Genomic DNA, 17,335 nt, shown 5'->3' with positions numbered 1-17,335 from the left:
GCGGACGGGCCAGCGCAGACCCGGACGGAACCGGGCAACACGGGCAAGCTCGGACGGGCCAGCGCGGACCCGGACAGTACCGGGCCAGCAGCCCCGCCGAGACCCAGGTCCCACTTCTGGCGTGAAGTTGCCGACAATCAGGCAAAAACGCGAGACAGTTTTGCGCGGGCTTTCATCGACATGTTTACATAAAGTAGTTCATCAAGAGCAGTTTAGAGACCCGGCTCTATGAAGCTGCAGCAACCCGCTCGACGGGTGCTAAGGCCGGGAACGATGGGAGACAAATGATCGAGCTTCATGGGGTGACCAAGGTCTACCCCCGTAGAGGTGGCGAGGCCGTCACAGCGCTTGATGACCTCTCGCTGACAATCCCGGACGGGGAGATCCACGGAATCGTGGGCGAATCCGGCGCCGGCAAGTCCACGCTCATTCGTTGTCTGACTGCCTTGGAAAAGCCCACGTCAGGCTCCATCCTTGTTGATGGCAAGGATCTGACCATCCTTTCCGATTCTCACCTGCGTGCAGAACGCCGGCACATCGGCATGGTCTTCCAGGGCGCGAACCTTTTCGAGGCCCGCACGGCGGCCGATAATATCGCCTACCCGCTTAAAGTAGCCGGCGTGTCGAAGGCCGAGCGAAATGAGCGTGTCGCCGAGCTTCTGGACATCGTCGGCCTCGCTGGCCGTGGCGGGTCCTACCCTGCCCAAATGTCCGGCGGTCAGCGTCAGCGCGTGGGCATCGCGCGTGCGCTAGCCGACCGCCCGTCCGTCGTGCTCGCTGACGAGCCGACTTCGGCACTCGATATGGAGACCACAGAACAGATCCTCGCGCTTTTGAAGGATGTGCGTGACCGCCTGGGCGTGACAATCGTCGTCATCACCCACGAAATGTCCGTCGTGCGCAAGATCTGCACCTCCGCCACCCTGCTCGACGCCGGCAAGATCGTCGAATCGGGTTCGATCGAGCACACGCTTGCCAACCCCAATTCGAAGCTAGCGAAGAAGCTCGTCCCGCTTCCCGACGTCGATCCCCGGGCTGTCGGTGACGATTCGGTCGTGGATATTTACTTCACGTCCAGCCCCGGCATCCCAACCGGCTCGCGCGTCATGACCCGCGTTGCCGAGCTCGGCGCCGACATTTCGGCCGGACTGTTCGAATCCGTTGGCGAGATGCAGGTTGGCCGCATGGCCCTAGCGCTGGCCTCGGACAAGGTCCCCCAGGCGCTTGCCGCATTCGCCCAGGATGGTATTCACGCGGAGGTACGCTCACTATGATCACCTCGCTGACGCACGTTGACGCCGTCGCCCAGATTTTCGCGGCCGGCTCCTGGTTCTCCAATCCCGCCATCGAACGCGGCCTCTTTCCGGCCATTATGGAAACCATCTACATGGTCGGCCTTTCTTCCCTGCTGACGGTTCTCATCGGGCTCCCCCTGGGACTCGTCTTGTCTGAGACGCGTAAGGGCGGCCTCATTGCGGCCCCGTTTGTCAACCGCGTGACGGGTGCGTTGGTCAATCTTGGCCGTGCCGTCCCGTTCATTATTCTGGCGATCATCGTCCTCTTCCTTATTCGCGCAGTCGACCTGCCGTTCCTCAAGGCAATCGGTTGGCCCGCCTTCACGATTGCCCTCGCGGTCTCCGCTATCCCATACTTCGCTCGCCTCGTCGAGTCCAACGTGCTGGCCGTGGCCCCGGGCAAGGTTGAAGCAGCGCAAATGACGGGCGCCTCCCGCACCCGTATCATGTGGGACATCCTTGTTCGCGAGGCATTGCCGTCGATCATCAACTCGGTCACGATCCTCGTCATCACCATTGTCGGCTACTCCGCGATGGCTGGCGCGGTCGGCGGCGGCGGCCTGGGCGCCCTCGCCATCAACCAGGGCTACCAGCGTTATCAGTTCGACGTTATCGTCATCGTCGTGGCCGTCATTTTGCTCATGGTTCAAGTGATCCAGTGGGCTGGAGACATGCTGAGCCGGATGGTTGACCACCGCTAAGGCACAACCATCCGGGACCTGCACAAGTCTTAGCAGACCTATATCTACACTAGATTTTAATCAGTCTATTTTTCACAAGGATTATTATCATGCGTAAAGTTTTCGCCCTTCTTGCCTCTGCTGCACTCGCTCTGACCGCCTGCTCCTCCGATGCCGACACCAAGGCCACCACGGCCCCGGCGTCGGAGCCCGGCGCGACCACCCTCGTCGTCGGCGCCTCCCCTGTTCCCCACGCGACCATTCTTCAGTTCGTTGCGGACAACCTCGCTGCCGAGGCGGGCCTGGACCTGCAGATCAAGGAATACACGGACTACGTACAGCCGAACGTCGCACTTGAGTCGGGCGATCTGGATGCCAACTTCTTCCAGCACGTGCCTTACTTTGATGCCGAGGTCGCTGACAAGGGCTACTCGTTCGAGCACGGCAAGGGCGTTCACATCGAACCCTTCGGCCTGTACTCGCAGAAAGTCAAGTCGCTGGACGAACTGAAGGACGGCGCGGTCGTCGTCGTCACGAACGACCCGTCCAACCAGGCTCGCGGCCTGAACCTGCTTGCCGCCGAGGGCCTCATCACCCTCAACGATGCCAAGAACCCGACCATCTACGACATCAAGGACAACCCTAAGAACCTCCAGATCAAGGAGTCTGAGGCTCCGGCGATCCCCGTCCAGCTTCCCGACGTCGACCTGGCAGTTATCAACGGTAACTTCGCTCTCGAGGCCGGCCTCGTCCCGTCAAAGGACGCCCTCGCTCTCGAGTCTGGCGCCGATAACCCCTACTCGAACATTCTCGCTTGGGCCAAGGACACGAAGAAGGCCGACGCGATCAAGAAGCTTGAGGAGCTGCTCCACTCCAAGGAAGTTGCTCAGTTCATCAAGGATTCCTACCCTAATGGTGAGGTTATCCCGGCTTTCTAGGCCCGAACTCCTGACGGGAGCCATGGCTTAAGTCCCCGATGGTGGCGGCCCTCGCGGTCGCCACCATCGCTTTCACCCGTCGAATACACAAACGTGACCCGATTAGCACTCGCCCCTCCTCCCGCCACGAGATGAAGCACCATAGACTAACGCGGGTACGAAAGGACAACCATGACACTTGAGGCGACCAACGACTCCCAGGAATCTCTTCACCGGGGGCTGTCGAACCGCAACATTCAGCTTATTGCGCTTGGTGGTGCGATCGGCACCGGCCTTTTCATGGGATCGGGCTCCACGATCCACTCCGCCGGGCCGTCGATCATTTTGGTCTACCTCGTCATCGGTTTCGTCCTGTTCCTCATCATGCGAGCCATGGGCGAGATCCTGATCCACAATCTGCACTACAAGTCTTTCCAGGACTTTGCCCATGATCTCATCGGCCCGTGGGCGGGCTTCATTACCGGCTGGACATACTGGTTCTTGTGGGTGGTGATCGCGATTGGCGACATGATCGTCATTACAGGATATTTCGATTTCTGGATCGGCAATATGACGGTTTCCGCCTTCCTGACCCTTGGCTTGCTTGGGTGCCTGACCCTCGTCAATTTGCTCACCGTGCGACTTTTTGGCGAAGTGGAGTTTTGGTTCTCGCTCATTAAAATTGCCGCGATTGTCTCCCTGATCGCCGTCGGTTCGGTCATGGTCTTTTCTGGTTTCACCGGGCCGTCTGGCGAAGCGGCGTCGTTTAGCCATCTGTGGGACCACGGCGGATTCTTCCCCACGGGCGCCTCGGGCTTCCTGGGCGCTTTCTCGATCGCCATTTATTCCTTCATTGGAACTGAGCTGATCGGCACGACAGCGGCCGAGACGAAGGAGCCGAAGACGACGATCCCCCGTGCCATCAACCAGGTCCCGTTCCGCATTGCTATTTTCTACGTGGGTGCCCTCGCCGTCATCATGGCGATCACGCCGTGGGACGTCATCGATCCGGAACGTTCCCCGTTTGTTTCTGTGTTCTCCATGGTCGGGTTGGGTGCAGCGGCGTCCATCATGAACTTCGTGGTGTTGACTTCTGCGGCGTCGTCCGCGAATTCGGGAATCTTCTCCTCCTCGCGCATGATGTTCGGCTTGGCCAAGTCCCATCACGCTCCGCGCTTGTTCGGCCAGCTATCGAGCCATCGTGTGCCGTGGCGAGCGCTGATGTTTATCGGCCTGCTGATTCTTATTTATCTTCCGATCCTCTTCATTGGCGGAAGCGTGCTCAAGGGCTTTGAGCTGATCGCGGCGGTTGCCACCACCCTGATCCTCTTTATTTGGGCGCTCATTCTCGTCTCCTACATTCGTTACCGGCGCACACACCGCGCCGAGCACGAGGCGTCGGAATTCAAGGTCCATTTCGCGTCGGTTACCCCGTGGCTTGCGCTTGCCTTTATCGTGTTTATCGCGGGCGTGCTCGTCTATTTTCCCGCGACCCGTTTTCCAACGTTGCTGACTCCGGTGTGGTTTGTCGTGTTGGCGATCGTGTGGGAGGTGCGCAAGCGCGTGTTGCTCCGCCGTGGTCTTCCCCTGGAGTTCATTACCCGATAAGGCTGAGTACCGCCGCGAAAACTGCCGTGCCGCCGATGAGCGAGAGCAGGACCTTGCGGAAAGCCAGGTGAAGTCCCAGCGTTGCCACGACCCCGGCGGCCGGTGGCATCCAGTCGGCGTTCGCGAAGGATACGCCCTGCAGTGTGAAAATGACGAGAATAAGCATGACGCCCGCCGGCATCGCCTTACCGAGGTAGGCCAGCGTCTGTGAGTCGCGCACGCGCGCAAGGAACAGGAAGGGCGCGGCCCGCAGCGAAAACGTGACAGCGAAAACCACAATGACGACGCCGGTGATGTACTCGGTCATGGCATGCCGTCCCTTCGGTGACGCCTCATGTTGAACAGGTCCGGTGTCGGGTACGCAAACCGCGAGGACACGAGGAGTGCGAGTGTCAACACCGTCAAGGCGATCGGAAGGTAGACCGAGGCGGGCAGCAGCAGCGCAACGACGCCGATGCCTGCTGCTAACGCGAAGTCAAGGCGGGCACGGTTGGCAAGGTAGGCCTCCAACATCAGGACGATAAACAGCGAGGTCAGGACGAAATTAAGGATCCGGCCGTCAATGGGGACAGCGAGGCCCACCAGCGCGCCTAGTGTGCATCCGGTCACCCACGTGGCGTGAGAGAACACCTGCGTCCAGATCACTCTCTCCCCCGTCAACTCCGAGCGTGGCTTGGAGGCGACGACGGCGTAGACCTCATCGGTGAGTGCATGGATTGAATACAGCCTGGCGAGCCTACTCTGAACGAGGTCAAGCGGAAAACTGATCCCGTAGAAGACGTGGCGGAACTGAATCAGCAACGTTGTGAGCGCGATGCCGGCTAGGGGTTCATGCGCCACAATCATCGGCACGACAAGGTATTGCATTGAGCCGGCATACATGACCAGTGCAAAGATCGGCGCCCACCACCAGTCCAAGCCGGCGCCCGTCAGCGTCATGCCCATTCCCATTCCGAGTGGGATGTAGCCTAGGCCGACGGGAATGGCATCACGTGCGCCCAGCGCAATGGCGGAGTGCGTTGGTTCGTGAGACATGGAAAAAACCTATGGCGGTTGATCGCGGTAGGCAAATCTGTCCGCTACCCGGCGTGATGGAGGCGCGCATGCACCCTGATCATCGCGCCCTGCGGAACTGGGACAGCGCACGGCATCGAGAACTCGTGGGCAGGGTGATTAATTTCAGCCACCGTGTTCCCCTCGGCGTCTTGAAGTCCCTCACTGGGGACGGTCAACGCCACGGGAGCTGAGCCCGGGAAGAGAATCTCCATGTTCTTTCCCGGTGCAAGCTTGTTCTTAGCGTGCAGGTAGACTCGGCCCTCGACGGCGTCGTATTTCGTGACGATCCCTGCAAGCAGCCATTCGTTGATGTAGCCACCCTTGTGGATTTCTTCGCCCGCCGGGCGATCGGGGTAGTAGAAGCCGGTCGAGTACGCCCGATGAGTGACCTTGTTGGGCTCCTCAGCCAGCCACGGCGAGAACGCCACAGCGGTGGCTGGCCGGGCACCGACGTCGGGACGGTGAACCTGGTCATGGAAAGGTACGAGCGCCGTGCCGTCAGCGCCCTCAAATCCGCGTTGGACCATGTATTCGTTGACGGCGCTCTTGTAGGCGTTGGCCATGGCGGCAACGTAGTAGGCGCTCTTGGCACGGCCCTCGATCTTAAGGGAGGTGACGCCGGCGTCAAGAATTTCGTCGATGTGGCTGATCGTGTTCATGTCGTTGGAGTTGAACAAGAACGTGCCCTGATCGGTGATTTCCACGGGGATGAACTGCCCGGGTCTGCGCTCCTCGACAACGTGATACTTGTATCGGCACGACTGGGCGCAGTCCCCATGGTTGGCGTCGCGGCCGGTTGTGTGCTGCGAAATGAGGCAACGTCCGGAGAAGGCCATGCACATGGAACCGTGCACGAAGGCCTCGATTTCGAGCTCGGGCGAGGTGTGAGCGCGCAGCTCGCGGATGTCAGCGAGGCTCAGCTCGCGGGCAAGCACCACCCTAGTGGCGCCCAGTTGCGCCAACGCGTTGGCTGCCTGGTAGTTGGTGACGCCGGCCTGGGTGGACACGTGGATCTCGGTGTCCGGCGCGACCTCCCGCGCGGCCATGAGCACCCCAATGTCAGTGACGATGAGGGCATCGACGCCGATCTGCCCCAACTCGCGCATGTATTCGTTCATCGATGTCACCTCCGCGGAGGTGGGCAGGATATTGCAGGTGACGAACACACGGCCGCCGCGCTCGTGGGCGTAGGAGACCGCCTCGGCAATGTCACTGAGCGTAAAGTTCTTCGGCGCGGAGCGCATACCGAATTCCTGCCCGCCGAAGTAAACGGCGTCGGCACCGAAGTCAAAGGCAGTCTTGAGAGTATCGAGGTTGCCCGCGGGTGCGAGCACCTCCGGGCGCGTGCGGCGGCGAATGCCAGGGAATCGTTCAGTCACCCAAAGATTGTACTAGAAAGGCGCAACCCCGAGGCACGAGAGAGGCACAAATCTTTATCCTCGTGAGGGGGCTGTCCATGATCATTTGGCCAGTTGACTAGCGGGCGCCGGGGCGCCCGCTAGTTCACATGTCGAGTAATTCGGCGTGTACGGTCGTATCGCCAGTGAGCTCGGGATGGAACGAAATACCAATCGTCTTCCCGGACCTAACCCCTACAATCTCGCCGGACTCGAGGCGGCTGCACACCTCGACACCGGGCGCGACTCGGGTCACCTTGGGTGCACGGATAAACGCCGCCCGCACGGCCTTGCCGTCCCAGCTAAGATCCATTGAGGCCGAATCTACCTGCGGGCCGAAAGCGTTACGCTTAACGTCGACGTCGAGCGCGCCGATTTGCGAGAGCAGAATGAGCCCAGCGCACGTGCCCAACGTGGGGACTTCGCCAACCGCGCGCGCAAGGCGTTCACGCAGACCAAAGGTGTCGATGAGCTTGTTCATCGTGGTCGACTCACCGCCGGGCAGGATGAGCGCATCTAGCCCGTCAAAGTCCTCCACTTTGCGAACCCAGCGGGTGTGGGCGCCGAGCTGCTCGACCATGTCAACGTGCTCGGCAACCCCGCCCTGCAGGGCAAAGATGCCAACCAGCATTACCAGCCACGCTCGGCGAGGCGATGTGGTGCGGGAAGGTCTGCCACATTGATGCCCACCATCGCTTCGCCCAGTCCTCGCGAGACCTCGGCGATCACCGCCGGGTCGTTGTAGTAGGCGGTGGCCTTGACAATCGCGGCAGCGCGGGCGGCCGGATTGCCGGACTTGAAAATGCCTGATCCGACGAAGACGCCATCCGCACCGAGCTGCATCATCATGGCGGCGTCGGCCGGGGTGGCAACACCGCCCGCGACGAAGAGGACCACGGGAAGCTTTCCAGTGCGGGTCACTTCACGAACGAGGTCGTAAGGCGCGGCCAGTTCCTTCGCGGCAACGAACAGTTCGTCGTCGGTCAGGCTCGCGAGCGCCGCGATCTCCTTGTTGATCGTCCGAATGTGCTTGGTGGCCTCCGAGACGTCGCCGGTGCCTGCCTCGCCCTTGGAGCGGATCATGGCCGCACCTTCGGTGATGCGCCGCAGTGCCTCCCCGAGGTTGGTCGCGCCGCAGACGAAAGGCACGGTGAAGTCACGCTTGTTGATGTGGTTGACGTAGTCGGCGGGCGAGAGCACTTCGGACTCGTCGATGAAGTCGACCTTGAGGGCTTCAAGCACCTGGGCTTCGACGAAGTGGCCGATGCGGGCTTTGGCCATGACGGGGATGGAGACCGCAGAGATGATGTCATCGATAAGATCCGGGTCCGACATCCGCGCCACGCCGCCCTGCGCCCGGATGTCTGCGGGCACGCGCTCGAGGGCCATGACGGCGACCGCGCCGGCTTCCTCGGCGATCTTCGCCTGTTCGGCGGTGACGACGTCCATGATGACGCCGCCCTTGAGCATGTCCGCGAGTCCGCGTTTGACCAGTGGTGATCCAGTTTCAATATCCATGGATACTATTGTGACCCCCGCGTGGTCTAAGATAAAGACCAGTTTTATTCAACTATTTTAGACCACGGCGCCGACGCGTCATGGAGGTTTACGTGTCATCCATCCCGGCCCAGGTGGTTGCCGATATCCGAGGGCGCCTCGAGTCGGGCACCCTCGCCCCCGGCGACCGCCTGCCCTCGACCCGCGCGCTCGCGGAACAGCTTGGCGTTTCGCGTGGCTCCATCGTCACGGCATACGAACAGCTGGCCGGCGAGGGCATCCTCGTCGCCGGCTCCGGCGGCAGCCGCATTCATCCGGCGTTGCCGATCCCCGCGTTTCCGCCTCGCCACACCGTCACCGCCGTTTGCCCAGCGCCACCTTTGGAGATGCTGCGCCCGGGGGCCGCGTTGACGGAGGCTTTGACGACGTCGACCTGGCGGGCCGCGTGGCGGGCCGCGGCAGCCGAGCCGCATGCCTACGCCAGCCCGGGCTCCCCCCGGCTTCGTCACCTGCTGGCCGAGCACATTCGCCTCGCGCGCGCGATGCCCCTTGGTCCTGAATCGATCATCATCACGGGCGGAGCCCGCGATGGCCTGAGGGCCGTCCTGGCGGCACTCTCGGCGTCGGGTGTCGCCCCGCGTCTCGGCGTTGAGGACCCGGGATTTCCCTCCCTGCATACCGTCCCCCATGCGGTGGGTTGGGAGGTTGAGACGATGCCATTCGACGACGATGGCCCCGTCCCGCCTCCGGCGGTGTTGCCGGGCCATTCCGCCGAGTCTTCCCCCGTGGCGGCACGCTCCCCCTCCGCCGTGCTCATCACACCCAATCACCAGTTCCCGTATGGCACGCAGATGCCGGCCGGCCGACGGCGACAATGGGTCGAATGGCGGCAGTCGATGCCGGGGGCACTCCTGATCGAGGACGATTATGACTCCGAGTTGCGCGCCACCCACCCGGCGCTCCTTGCCCTCGATCCGGGCGGGACCGTCCTGCTCGGTTCGCTGGCAAAGATCCTCACACCTGCGCTGGGGCTTGGCTACCTCGTTGTGCCTGAACGTCTGCGCGACGCCGTCGCAGCACACGTCACGCCCGTGTCTGGCATCGGCCAAGATGCCCTTGCACACTTCTTAGAGGCCGACGGGCTACGCCGCCACACGGCGCGCGTGCGCCGCGAATACAAGTATCGCCGGAGCGTGTTTGAGAGCATCTTTCCCGAGGGTAACGCGATGGAAGGAGGGCTCGGGGCTACCATTGAGCTCTCCCCCACAGCGGAGTCCGACGTCCTCCACCGCGCCCGCAACCACGGGCTCGCCGTCGAGTCCCTCGCCAAGTATTGGTCCGCGGCCGAAAACTCCGGAATCGTCGTCGGTTTGGGAACGGGCTCACGGGAGAAACTGACGGTGGCCCTCACCACCTTGCGAGGCCTCATCCCCCAACCAACGCGTACGTAATCAGATGGCTCGGTAGAGCAGTTCCCCTTCGTCAACGAAGCCCTGCTTGGCGAAGTAGACCGGATCGGTGGTCTGTCCCATGGTCAGCTCCAGCTTCTTGACACCCATGCCCGCGAAGATCTCCTTGTTGTTGTAGAGGAAAGCACCCGGGGTAAAGTCACGGAAACGCTCGGTGACGAAGTCAAGAACAATATGGCCAACGCCACCGTCCACGCGCATCCCAAACAGCCCGATAATTTCCTCCTCGTGCATGATCAGGAGCGCCCTCGCCTCGGGCAGGCTCTCGCGACGGAACGACGGGAAAGACTTGGCAATGGCGGATGCGTGACGGTCAAGGAAACGCACCACGACGGCGTCGTCCCCACGCGCCTCGACAACGCTGTAGCCACGTTCCTCATCGCCCTCCCGGCTCAGGCGCCACAACCAGTAGGCGTCGATGGCCACGATGACGCCGTTCATGGCGGCATAAGGCCAGATTCCGAAGTAGATGTTGTAGACGGTCGCGATGAAGGAACCGGCGAGGTTGAGAACGCGGAAGCGACGCACGCTCGGCACCATCAACGACACAATGACCAAAACCGATCCGGCCCAGCCAATAATCTCCCACGTATTCATGAACAACTCCGATCGATGTGAAGCACAAGTTGGTGTGTAGTAAATCGGGCACAAGGACCGACATGCTTCCGCGGCGACGCGTACTGCATAAGAGTATAGGGCAATGACTCGGCCCCCAACCTCGTCTATCCTTGAAAGTGAAAAATCACTACTATCAGACGGGATCGCACATGCTCCTCGCATTCTCCATCGCACCGCAGACATCCGACCAGCCCGATGGCTCCGTCTCGGAGGCCGTGGCCGCCGCCGTCAAGATCGTCAACGAGTCTGGTCTGCCCAACGAGACCACGTCCATGTTCACGACGCTTGAGGGTGAGTGGGACGAGGTCATGGCCGTGGTCAAGGCGTGCGTGGAGGAACTTGAGAAGCGCACGCCCCGCATATCCCTCGTCATGAAGGCCGACATTCGCCCCGGATACACGGGCCAGATCACCGCCAAGGTCGAGCGAGTTAACACACTGCTTGGGCAGTGACGGAGCTTCTTCGACGTTCCATGACGATCCCACCCACTGGCGACGCTGGCGCTCGCCTGCGCGCTATCGACCATCCGACCGCCCGGCCTTGGCTCCAGCTGCTTGTTATCCCTTGGCTATCTCGACGGTTGCGCTTTCGCTCACCGGCATCGGGACAGTGCTGACGGAGGCGGTTACCGGTGTCAACATCACCCAAGCCCCGCTGATCTTCCTCATCACCGCCCTCGTGACAGGTGCAGCCTGCCTCACCGTATACGGCGTCCTCCTGCGACTCATCGGCGGGTGCGCTCTTGGGCGGCAAGGAGCCGTGAGGGACATGGGCCTCGGCGCGGTCTTCGTCTCGCTTCCCATGCTCGTCCTTTTGGCCGGGGGGCTGGTGGAAGGTCAGCGCCGTCCGCCTTCCATACGCAGCGATCGGTGGATCGCCGCTGGCCCGCTGCTGTGTGCGGCATACCAGTGGAACGGCAGGCTATGGCTCCCAATCGGCCTTCACGCCGGATCGAACGCCATGCAGTCCTCTTTCTGAGGCGGAAATGTCTCCGGGACAGGCGACGCGCCCGGTGTCCTCAGTGGAACGTTCGCCGGCCCGGCGTGGCTCACCGGTGGCACCGCCGGCATCGAAGGCTCTCTCCTCACCAGCGCGTTCTGTCTCATCGCGACGGGCCTGCTGCTGGCCTACCGTCGGCGCGAGCCCTCGCGCCCGAGCGCCTGGCGCCAACGCCGCCACGGCCGAGCCGCTGACAACGCAAAGCTGCGGCGTTGGGCCATCGAACGGACGCCGTCGACGGCAAGCACAATGACAGCGAGCCAAATGCCGATATACGTCACCCACTCGGCACCCATAATGCGTTCGCCAATGAGGGCTGCAACGCAGGTGACCAAAATCGGCTCTACGTAACTCAGTAGCCCGAAGACGGCGTAGGGCAAGAGCTTCGCGGCCATCACGTATGTGACGACGCCGATGACCGACAGGACGCCCAACATCAGAAGAAGGATGCCGAGGCGTGGGGAGAGGAGCGGGTCGGCCTCGGCAGACCTGACCGCCACCGCGAGCGCGAGCGGCATCGCTAAGGCCATCTCCCACGTCAAGGCTCCTACCCCGTCCGTCTCGAAGATTCGGCGAAGGACGAAGTAGGCCGGATACCCGAGCGCAACCCACGCCGTCACCCACCCCAGGCCGCCCGCCCTCACCATTTCGAAAACAATGGCGGAGCTGGCAATGCAGGTCGCGACAATCGTCAAGGGGCTGAGCGATTCCTTGAAAATGACTCGCCCCGCTATCACCATGACGATCGGCAACAGGAAGTATCCCATGGACAGGGCCAGCGTATTGCCGCTCTGCGGGGCCCAACCGAACAGCCACATTTGCGAAGCCAACATCGGAACCGTGAAGGCGTAGGCCAGAAGTTTACGCGGCTGATCGACGACTCGGCGAAATTCGCTCGAGAACCACAACCAGCGCCCCGACGCCGCAAGCAGGATGAGGATGCCCGGCACGGTCAGCATGATACGCAACGCCCATACCTGTGCCCCCGACAGTGCAGATAGCTGGGCGGCCACAAAAGACAGCGCCGCAAACGTCACAGACGAAAGTAACGAGATGACGACGCCCCGGCCCACAATTCACCCTTTCCTCAGTACACCGCCACTGTAGGCGATATCGCGGGCATCTTAGGCTTCCCTTCACTAAGATGTTTCTATGACCACAGGCTCATCACGACGCGCGGGCCTGCGCACGACGGGAGCGGATATGCCTACACACGAGCGACATAAAACGACGATCTACGACGTCGCCAAACTCGCTGGGGTCTCCCCCTCCACCGTGTCACGCACCTTTTCTTCCCCGGCGCGCGTCAGCGCCGCTACCGCCGCGCGCGTCCAGGCAGCCGCCCGCGACCTCGGATACAAAACGAGCGGCTCAGCATACTGGGAAGAAGCGGACAGCACCTACGTGCTCGGATTCGTTATCGCGCAATTCGGCAACCCCGTTTACACCGATATCCTCAAGGGCTTCCAAGATGCCGCATCAGAAAACGGCTACAGCGTCATCGTCATCAACTCCCCCGGCTCACCGGAAACAGAAAAGGCGACTCTGACCTCCGTCCTTCCCTTCATCGACGGGATCGCCTTCCCCATTTCCCAGCTCAATCCCGCGGGGATACGGGAATTCGAACGGACGAAGCCCGTCGTCCTCGTCAACAGGCATGCGAACGGACACACGTGCGTCGTCGCAGACATTCGCCAGGGCCTCCATCGAATCTGTGAGCACCTTCACAACCTCGGCCATGAGCGTGTGGTCTACCTCGCCGGGCCTCCCTATTCGTGGACGAGCCCTATGCGCTGGCGAGCCTTGCAATACGAGTGCGATAAACGCGGCATGCACGCCCGCCAAATGAGCCACCTCGATCCGCTGTTCGAGGGCGGCATGTCCTACGCCTCAGAATGGACCCCACCCACGGAACCGCAGTGATCGCCTTCAACGACGTGATGGCGGCGGGCTTCCTGCGTGGAATCGAGAACCGTGGGTTATCCGTTCCAGGCGACGTATCGATCGTCGGCTTCGACAACTCCCATACCGCCCTCATCACCAACCCGCAGCTCACCTCACTGTCCTCCGGCGGTGAGCTCATCGGCCGCAAGGCCGCCCAGTCCCTCATCTGGCAGAACAACCACCGCTGGGTGCGCGAACGCAAGTCACTTGTTGTGCCCGTTGAATTCGCGATACGTGGCAGCACGGGACCGGCGCCGATGCGCCACATGTGACAGGAGTGGAGACGCGTGCCTCCACTCCTGTCCTATGAGCTATGGGGCTCGGGCGCTAGCGCCCCTGTTCCTCCTTCAGCCTCAGCCAACGCTCACGCACCTTGTATGCGTTGAGCTTAGGCTGACGATCGCGGGTGAACATGCCCTTCTTATTCCCGCCGACACGCATGATGCCTGGCGTCGTCTGGAAGTCCGCGAAATTCCACATCTGTTCGCCCTGGATCTGCGGATAATCGTCAAACACACGGTGGAACATCGCAATATTTTCGGCCTGGTATTCCTCCGACCATGGACGGGCGAAGAAGTCCTTGTTGCCATTGAGCGTATCGGGACCATACTCGGTGAAGATGATCGGCTTGCCCGGGAAGCGCTCGAGCCATCCGTCGATCTCGGCTCGCAGCGCCGCTTCGGCGTCGTTGATCTTTCCGGTATTGACATACCAGCCGTAGTAGCGATTGAGCATGATGACATCGAAGAGATCGGTGATGCGCTCGAGGTGCGGCGGGGAGAGCATGACGTTGACGTATCCGACAGGGCGGGTCGAATCCGCCGCTCGCGCCACCTCGACAAGCGGCTCGAAGTAGGCCCGTGAGGCGTCCGTGTTCGTCTCGGGCTCGTTCGCGATGGACCAGATGACGACGGAGGGGTGATTCTTATCGCGTGCAATCAGATCGCGAATCTCGCGCGCGTGCGCACGCTGGGTCTCGCCGTTGACGGTGTCTTCTGAAAAGGTCGTGAAGCTCTTCGACTGGAAGACACCTCCCGACAGGCCGGTATTCAGCCCCACCGCCGGCGTCTCGTCGATGACAACCCAGCCCTGCTCGTCGGCGTAGTCCATGACGTCCTCGGCGTACGGGTAATGCGAGGTTCGGAAGGAGTTTGCCCCCTGCCACCGCATGATGTCGAAATCGTTGATCATCGACACGTCGTCGTGCTGCTTGCCACGGATAATGTTGTCCTCGTGGCGGCCATACCCGCGGAAATAGAAGGGCTCGCCGTTGATCTTGAACACGCCGTCCTCGATAGAGACAGTCCGGATGCCGAATCGCTGCGGGTAAACGTCCTCGTCCGCCGTGACCTCCAGCGTGTAGAGTGCCCCGTGGCCGGGTGCCCAGAAGTCGGCGTCGGGTACGCGAACTTTTCCGGACGCCCCCTCGGCATTGGCAACCTCGCGCCCCGAGGAATCCACAACCCGAACCTTCACCTCGGTGGCACCGTCGGCGACGACGTCGTAAGCAACAACACCGTCCGCACCGTCGATATCCGTGACAATCGTGACGTCCTGGATGTGCACAGCAGGGCGAGTGTAGAGCGAGACTGTGCGGTGAATACCGGCATAGTTGTAGAAGTCGTGGAAGTAATGCTGGACGTCGTTGCCCTCACAGTCCTGGTCAACGTACCCCGGAGGAATCGTCTGCCAGCTCAGGCGGTTGTCGACAGCCACGGTGATCGTGAACTCTTCACCGACCTGCACGTGTTCGCTGATGTCGGCTTCAAAGGGGAGGTAGCCGCCCTCGTGGCGCACAACCTCGGCGCCGTTGACGAAGACGACAGCCGCATGAGTGGCAGACCCGAAATGCAACACGAGGCGCTCGAAGCTCGGCGCGAAGGCGGTGGTCTGGTACCAGACGTAGCCCACATGATCGTGGGTAGCGGTGTCGATGAAGACGTCGTTATACGATCCCGGCACTGCCATCTTGCGTTCTGTATCCAGCGGCGCGGCGTACCATTTCTCATCAAACCCGACGTTATGAGTATCTACCTTGAAATCCCACCGGCCATTGAGGGACTTCACCTGACGGGAACGAGATTCTCGCACACGTAACATTTTGGCTCCTTTACCAAACACTAAGCTTGTTCTACTCCAGTATTGCCAAGTCCCCCAGCGCGCGGACCAAGTTGCCAAAAGTTGCACAGCCCACCTCACACCAAAGGCCCACATGCAGCTGCGCCCCGCGTGGCCGATGCACGATTCCGAAGAATTCGAATGCAACTTTTGGCAACAATCCTTTTCGCATGTGAAGCCATGCCAACATTTTTCTCAACCGCAAGGGACACAGATTTGCAATGAGGCAAGTTGGAAGGAGCAGCCATGACTGCAACTGCACAGGGAATCACACCCCAGATTCGCGCGAAGCGACCTTTTGGATTGAGGGACAAGCTCGGATACATGTTTGGCGATTTCGGAAACGACTTCACCTTTATCCTCCAAGCAATGTTCTTCACCCTCTTCTACACAAACGTGGCAGGCGTTAAGCCCGCCCACGTAGCCACGCTTTTGCTCGTGGCGAGGATCTTCGACGGATTTACCGACGTCGGCATGGGAATTATCGTTGACCGCCTGCCCGTCAAGGATGGCGGCGATCGCTTCAAGCGCTGGATCAAGTTCATCGCGATCCCCGTGGCCGTCGCCTCGGCCCTCATGTACCTCAGCTTCATCTCCTCATTCCATTCCTACACGCTGAAGGTTGTGTGGATGTGCGCCACCTACTTCCTGTGGGGCTCGGTGTGTTATACCGCGATTAACATTCCCTATGGCTCGATGGCCTCGGTCATGTCAACCGACGCCGATGATCGCGCTCAGCTCTCCGTCTACCGCTCCACCGGCGCCACCCTGGCTCAGCTCGTCATCACTTCCGTACTACCGCTGGTCGTCTTCACCACCAATGCAGCCGGCATCTCCGTCCTCAACGGCCCTCGCATGACCACCGCCGCCATCGTGTGCTCGGTCCTCGCCGTCGTGTGCTACGCCATCTGCTACAAGCTGTGCGAAGAACGCGTCTTCACCGAATCGATCTCCCACGCGGGCGTTGGCGTCGGCAAGATGCTCAAGGATGTCTTCTCCAACCGTGCCCTCGGCGGGCTCATCCTTGCCGCACTTCTCCTCCTGGTGTCCTCGCTCTTCCTCGGCGGAATCCTCGGATACCTCATGCTCAACTGGTTTGGCAACGGTAAGCTGCAATCGCCCGCCTCGCTCGCGGCTCTCATCCCCGCCGCCGTGATCCTCATCTTCCTCGCCCCATGGCTGTCCAAGCGCTTCGGCAAGGCCGAGGTCGGCGCGTTCGCCATGGGAGTCGGCGGAGCGGTGCTCCTGGCCGCCTGGCTCATCAAGACCGAAAACTTCTGGCTCTGGGTTACCTTCTATGCGGTGGCGATGTTCGCCATCTCCACCTTCAACTACCTCATCTGGGCATTCATCACCGACGTGATCGACTACCAAGAGGTCAAGACAGGCATACGCAACGATGCAACCGTCTACTCGGTTTACTCGTGGGCACGTAAGCTCGGCCAAGCTGCGGCCGGTGGCCTGACCGGATACGCGCTCGCCTGGGTCGGCTTCGACTCCGCCGCAGCCTCCCAGGGACTGGCACAGACCGACGCCGTCAAGTCGGCAATCTACGATCTTTCCACCCTCGTCCCCGGCGTCGGATGCCTCCTCGTCGGCCTCGCGCTCGTCTTCCTCTACCCGCTGAAGAAGAAGGTCGTCGACGAAAACGTAGAAATCCTCAGCGCCCGCCGCGCCGCCGATATCGTCAACTAGGCAAGCGCAACGACAAAAGCACAACTAGGTAAGCAGTGCCCT

The 17,335-nt window shown here is 61.4% G+C and carries 18 protein-coding genes and 1 riboswitch; of the genes, 10 read left to right on the top strand and 8 right to left on the bottom strand.

What is annotated here, in order from left to right; genetic code table 11:
* The first annotated feature begins 195 nt into the window (after positions 1-195).
* Positions 196-280: riboswitch (SAM riboswitch) on the top strand.
* 4 nt (positions 281-284) lie between these two features.
* The 4 genes from HLG82_RS03800 to HLG82_RS03785 all read left to right on the top strand — a co-directional run bounded on the left by HLG82_RS03800 (position 285) and on the right by HLG82_RS03785 (position 4,500).
* Complete coding sequence (locus tag HLG82_RS03800) at positions 285-1,274, top strand: methionine ABC transporter ATP-binding protein (protein WP_193327380.1); 990 nt, start codon at positions 285-287, stop codon at positions 1,272-1,274.
* The gene (locus HLG82_RS03795; RefSeq protein WP_193327379.1) at positions 1,271-1,996 is read left to right on the top strand and encodes a methionine ABC transporter permease; all 726 of its coding nucleotides are present in this window, start codon (positions 1,271-1,273) and stop codon (positions 1,994-1,996) included. The genes HLG82_RS03800 and HLG82_RS03795 overlap by 4 nt, the downstream gene beginning before the upstream one ends.
* A gap of 89 nt (positions 1,997-2,085) precedes the next feature.
* Complete coding sequence (locus HLG82_RS03790) at positions 2,086-2,913, top strand: MetQ/NlpA family ABC transporter substrate-binding protein (RefSeq protein WP_193327378.1); 828 nt, start codon at positions 2,086-2,088, stop codon at positions 2,911-2,913.
* Between the two features lie 171 nt (positions 2,914-3,084).
* Positions 3,085-4,500: an amino acid permease gene (locus tag HLG82_RS03785; protein ID WP_193327377.1), complete on the top strand. Its 1,416-nt coding sequence runs from the start codon at positions 3,085-3,087 to the stop codon at positions 4,498-4,500.
* Here HLG82_RS03785 and HLG82_RS03780 read toward each other — a convergent pair.
* From HLG82_RS03780 to pdxS, 5 genes are all read right to left on the bottom strand, one after another.
* Positions 4,490-4,807 carry a branched-chain amino acid transporter permease gene (locus tag HLG82_RS03780; RefSeq protein WP_193327376.1) on the bottom strand — a complete coding sequence of 106 codons (318 nt, stop codon included), beginning with the start codon at positions 4,805-4,807 and terminating at the stop codon, positions 4,490-4,492. The genes HLG82_RS03785 and HLG82_RS03780 overlap by 11 nt on opposite strands.
* Positions 4,804-5,535 carry an AzlC family ABC transporter permease gene (locus HLG82_RS03775; protein WP_193327375.1) on the bottom strand — a complete coding sequence of 244 codons (732 nt, stop codon included), beginning with the start codon at positions 5,533-5,535 and terminating at the stop codon, positions 4,804-4,806. The genes HLG82_RS03780 and HLG82_RS03775 overlap by 4 nt, the downstream gene beginning before the upstream one ends.
* A 44-nt stretch (positions 5,536-5,579) precedes the next feature.
* Positions 5,580-6,935, bottom strand: coding sequence for a peptidase U32 family protein (locus tag HLG82_RS03770; RefSeq protein WP_193327374.1), 1,356 nt, complete (start codon positions 6,933-6,935; stop codon positions 5,580-5,582).
* A 124-nt stretch (positions 6,936-7,059) separates the two neighbouring features.
* A complete protein-coding gene (gene pdxT / locus HLG82_RS03765) occupies positions 7,060-7,584 on the bottom strand; it encodes a pyridoxal 5'-phosphate synthase glutaminase subunit PdxT (RefSeq protein WP_193327373.1) in 525 nt (174 codons plus the stop codon).
* On the bottom strand, positions 7,584-8,471 hold the full coding sequence (gene pdxS / locus HLG82_RS03760) for a pyridoxal 5'-phosphate synthase lyase subunit PdxS (RefSeq protein WP_193327372.1): 888 nt from the start codon (positions 8,469-8,471) through the stop codon (positions 7,584-7,586). Before pdxS ends, pdxT begins: the two co-directional genes overlap by 1 nt.
* A gap of 92 nt (positions 8,472-8,563) precedes the next feature.
* Between pdxS and HLG82_RS03755 the strand changes: the two genes are divergently transcribed.
* On the top strand, positions 8,564-9,901 hold the full coding sequence (locus tag HLG82_RS03755) for an aminotransferase-like domain-containing protein (RefSeq protein ID WP_255313935.1): 1,338 nt from the start codon (positions 8,564-8,566) through the stop codon (positions 9,899-9,901).
* Here HLG82_RS03755 and HLG82_RS03750 read toward each other — a convergent pair whose 3' ends face one another.
* The gene (locus tag HLG82_RS03750; protein ID WP_193327370.1) at positions 9,902-10,516 is read right to left on the bottom strand and encodes a hypothetical protein; all 615 of its coding nucleotides are present in this window, start codon (positions 10,514-10,516) and stop codon (positions 9,902-9,904) included. It lies immediately after the preceding gene.
* Between the two features lie 170 nt (positions 10,517-10,686).
* Between HLG82_RS03750 and HLG82_RS03745 the strand changes: the two genes are divergently transcribed.
* Together HLG82_RS03745 and HLG82_RS03740 are read left to right on the top strand one after the other, a co-directional pair.
* Complete coding sequence (locus tag HLG82_RS03745; RefSeq protein WP_193327709.1) at positions 10,687-10,989, top strand: thiamine-binding protein; 303 nt, start codon at positions 10,687-10,689, stop codon at positions 10,987-10,989.
* 112 nt (positions 10,990-11,101) lie between these two features.
* Positions 11,102-11,515, top strand: coding sequence for a hypothetical protein (locus HLG82_RS03740; protein ID WP_193327369.1), 414 nt, complete (start codon positions 11,102-11,104; stop codon positions 11,513-11,515).
* Between the two features lie 149 nt (positions 11,516-11,664).
* Here HLG82_RS03740 and rarD read toward each other — a convergent pair whose 3' ends face one another.
* On the bottom strand, positions 11,665-12,609 hold the full coding sequence (rarD, locus tag HLG82_RS03735) for an EamA family transporter RarD (RefSeq protein ID WP_255313934.1): 945 nt from the start codon (positions 12,607-12,609) through the stop codon (positions 11,665-11,667).
* 79 nt (positions 12,610-12,688) lie between these two features.
* On the opposite strand from rarD, the gene HLG82_RS03730 reads away from it, so the two are divergent.
* Positions 12,689-13,459, top strand: coding sequence for a LacI family DNA-binding transcriptional regulator (locus tag HLG82_RS03730; RefSeq protein WP_193327368.1), 771 nt, complete (start codon positions 12,689-12,691; stop codon positions 13,457-13,459).
* Positions 13,456-13,752 carry a substrate-binding domain-containing protein gene (locus tag HLG82_RS03725; protein WP_193327367.1) on the top strand — a complete coding sequence of 99 codons (297 nt, stop codon included), beginning with the start codon at positions 13,456-13,458 and terminating at the stop codon, positions 13,750-13,752. The genes HLG82_RS03730 and HLG82_RS03725 overlap by 4 nt, the downstream gene beginning before the upstream one ends.
* A gap of 55 nt (positions 13,753-13,807) precedes the next feature.
* On the opposite strand, the gene uidA is transcribed toward HLG82_RS03725, so the two are convergent.
* Positions 13,808-15,580, bottom strand: a complete 1,773-nt coding sequence (gene uidA, locus HLG82_RS03720) for a beta-glucuronidase (RefSeq protein ID WP_193327366.1) — start codon at positions 15,578-15,580, stop codon at positions 13,808-13,810.
* A gap of 264 nt (positions 15,581-15,844) precedes the next feature.
* Here uidA and HLG82_RS03715 point away from each other — a divergent pair, with 264 nt between their 5' ends.
* On the top strand, positions 15,845-17,293 hold the full coding sequence (locus tag HLG82_RS03715) for an MFS transporter (protein ID WP_193327365.1): 1,449 nt from the start codon (positions 15,845-15,847) through the stop codon (positions 17,291-17,293).
* Positions 17,294-17,335: the final 42 nt, after the last annotated feature.

Source organism: Trueperella pecoris, from assembly GCF_014926385.1.
Lineage (GTDB): Bacteria > Actinomycetota > Actinomycetes > Actinomycetales > Actinomycetaceae > Trueperella > Trueperella pecoris.
The sequence above is the reverse complement of the archived record's forward strand: the minus strand, read 5'-3'. Positions and strand labels throughout refer to the sequence as shown.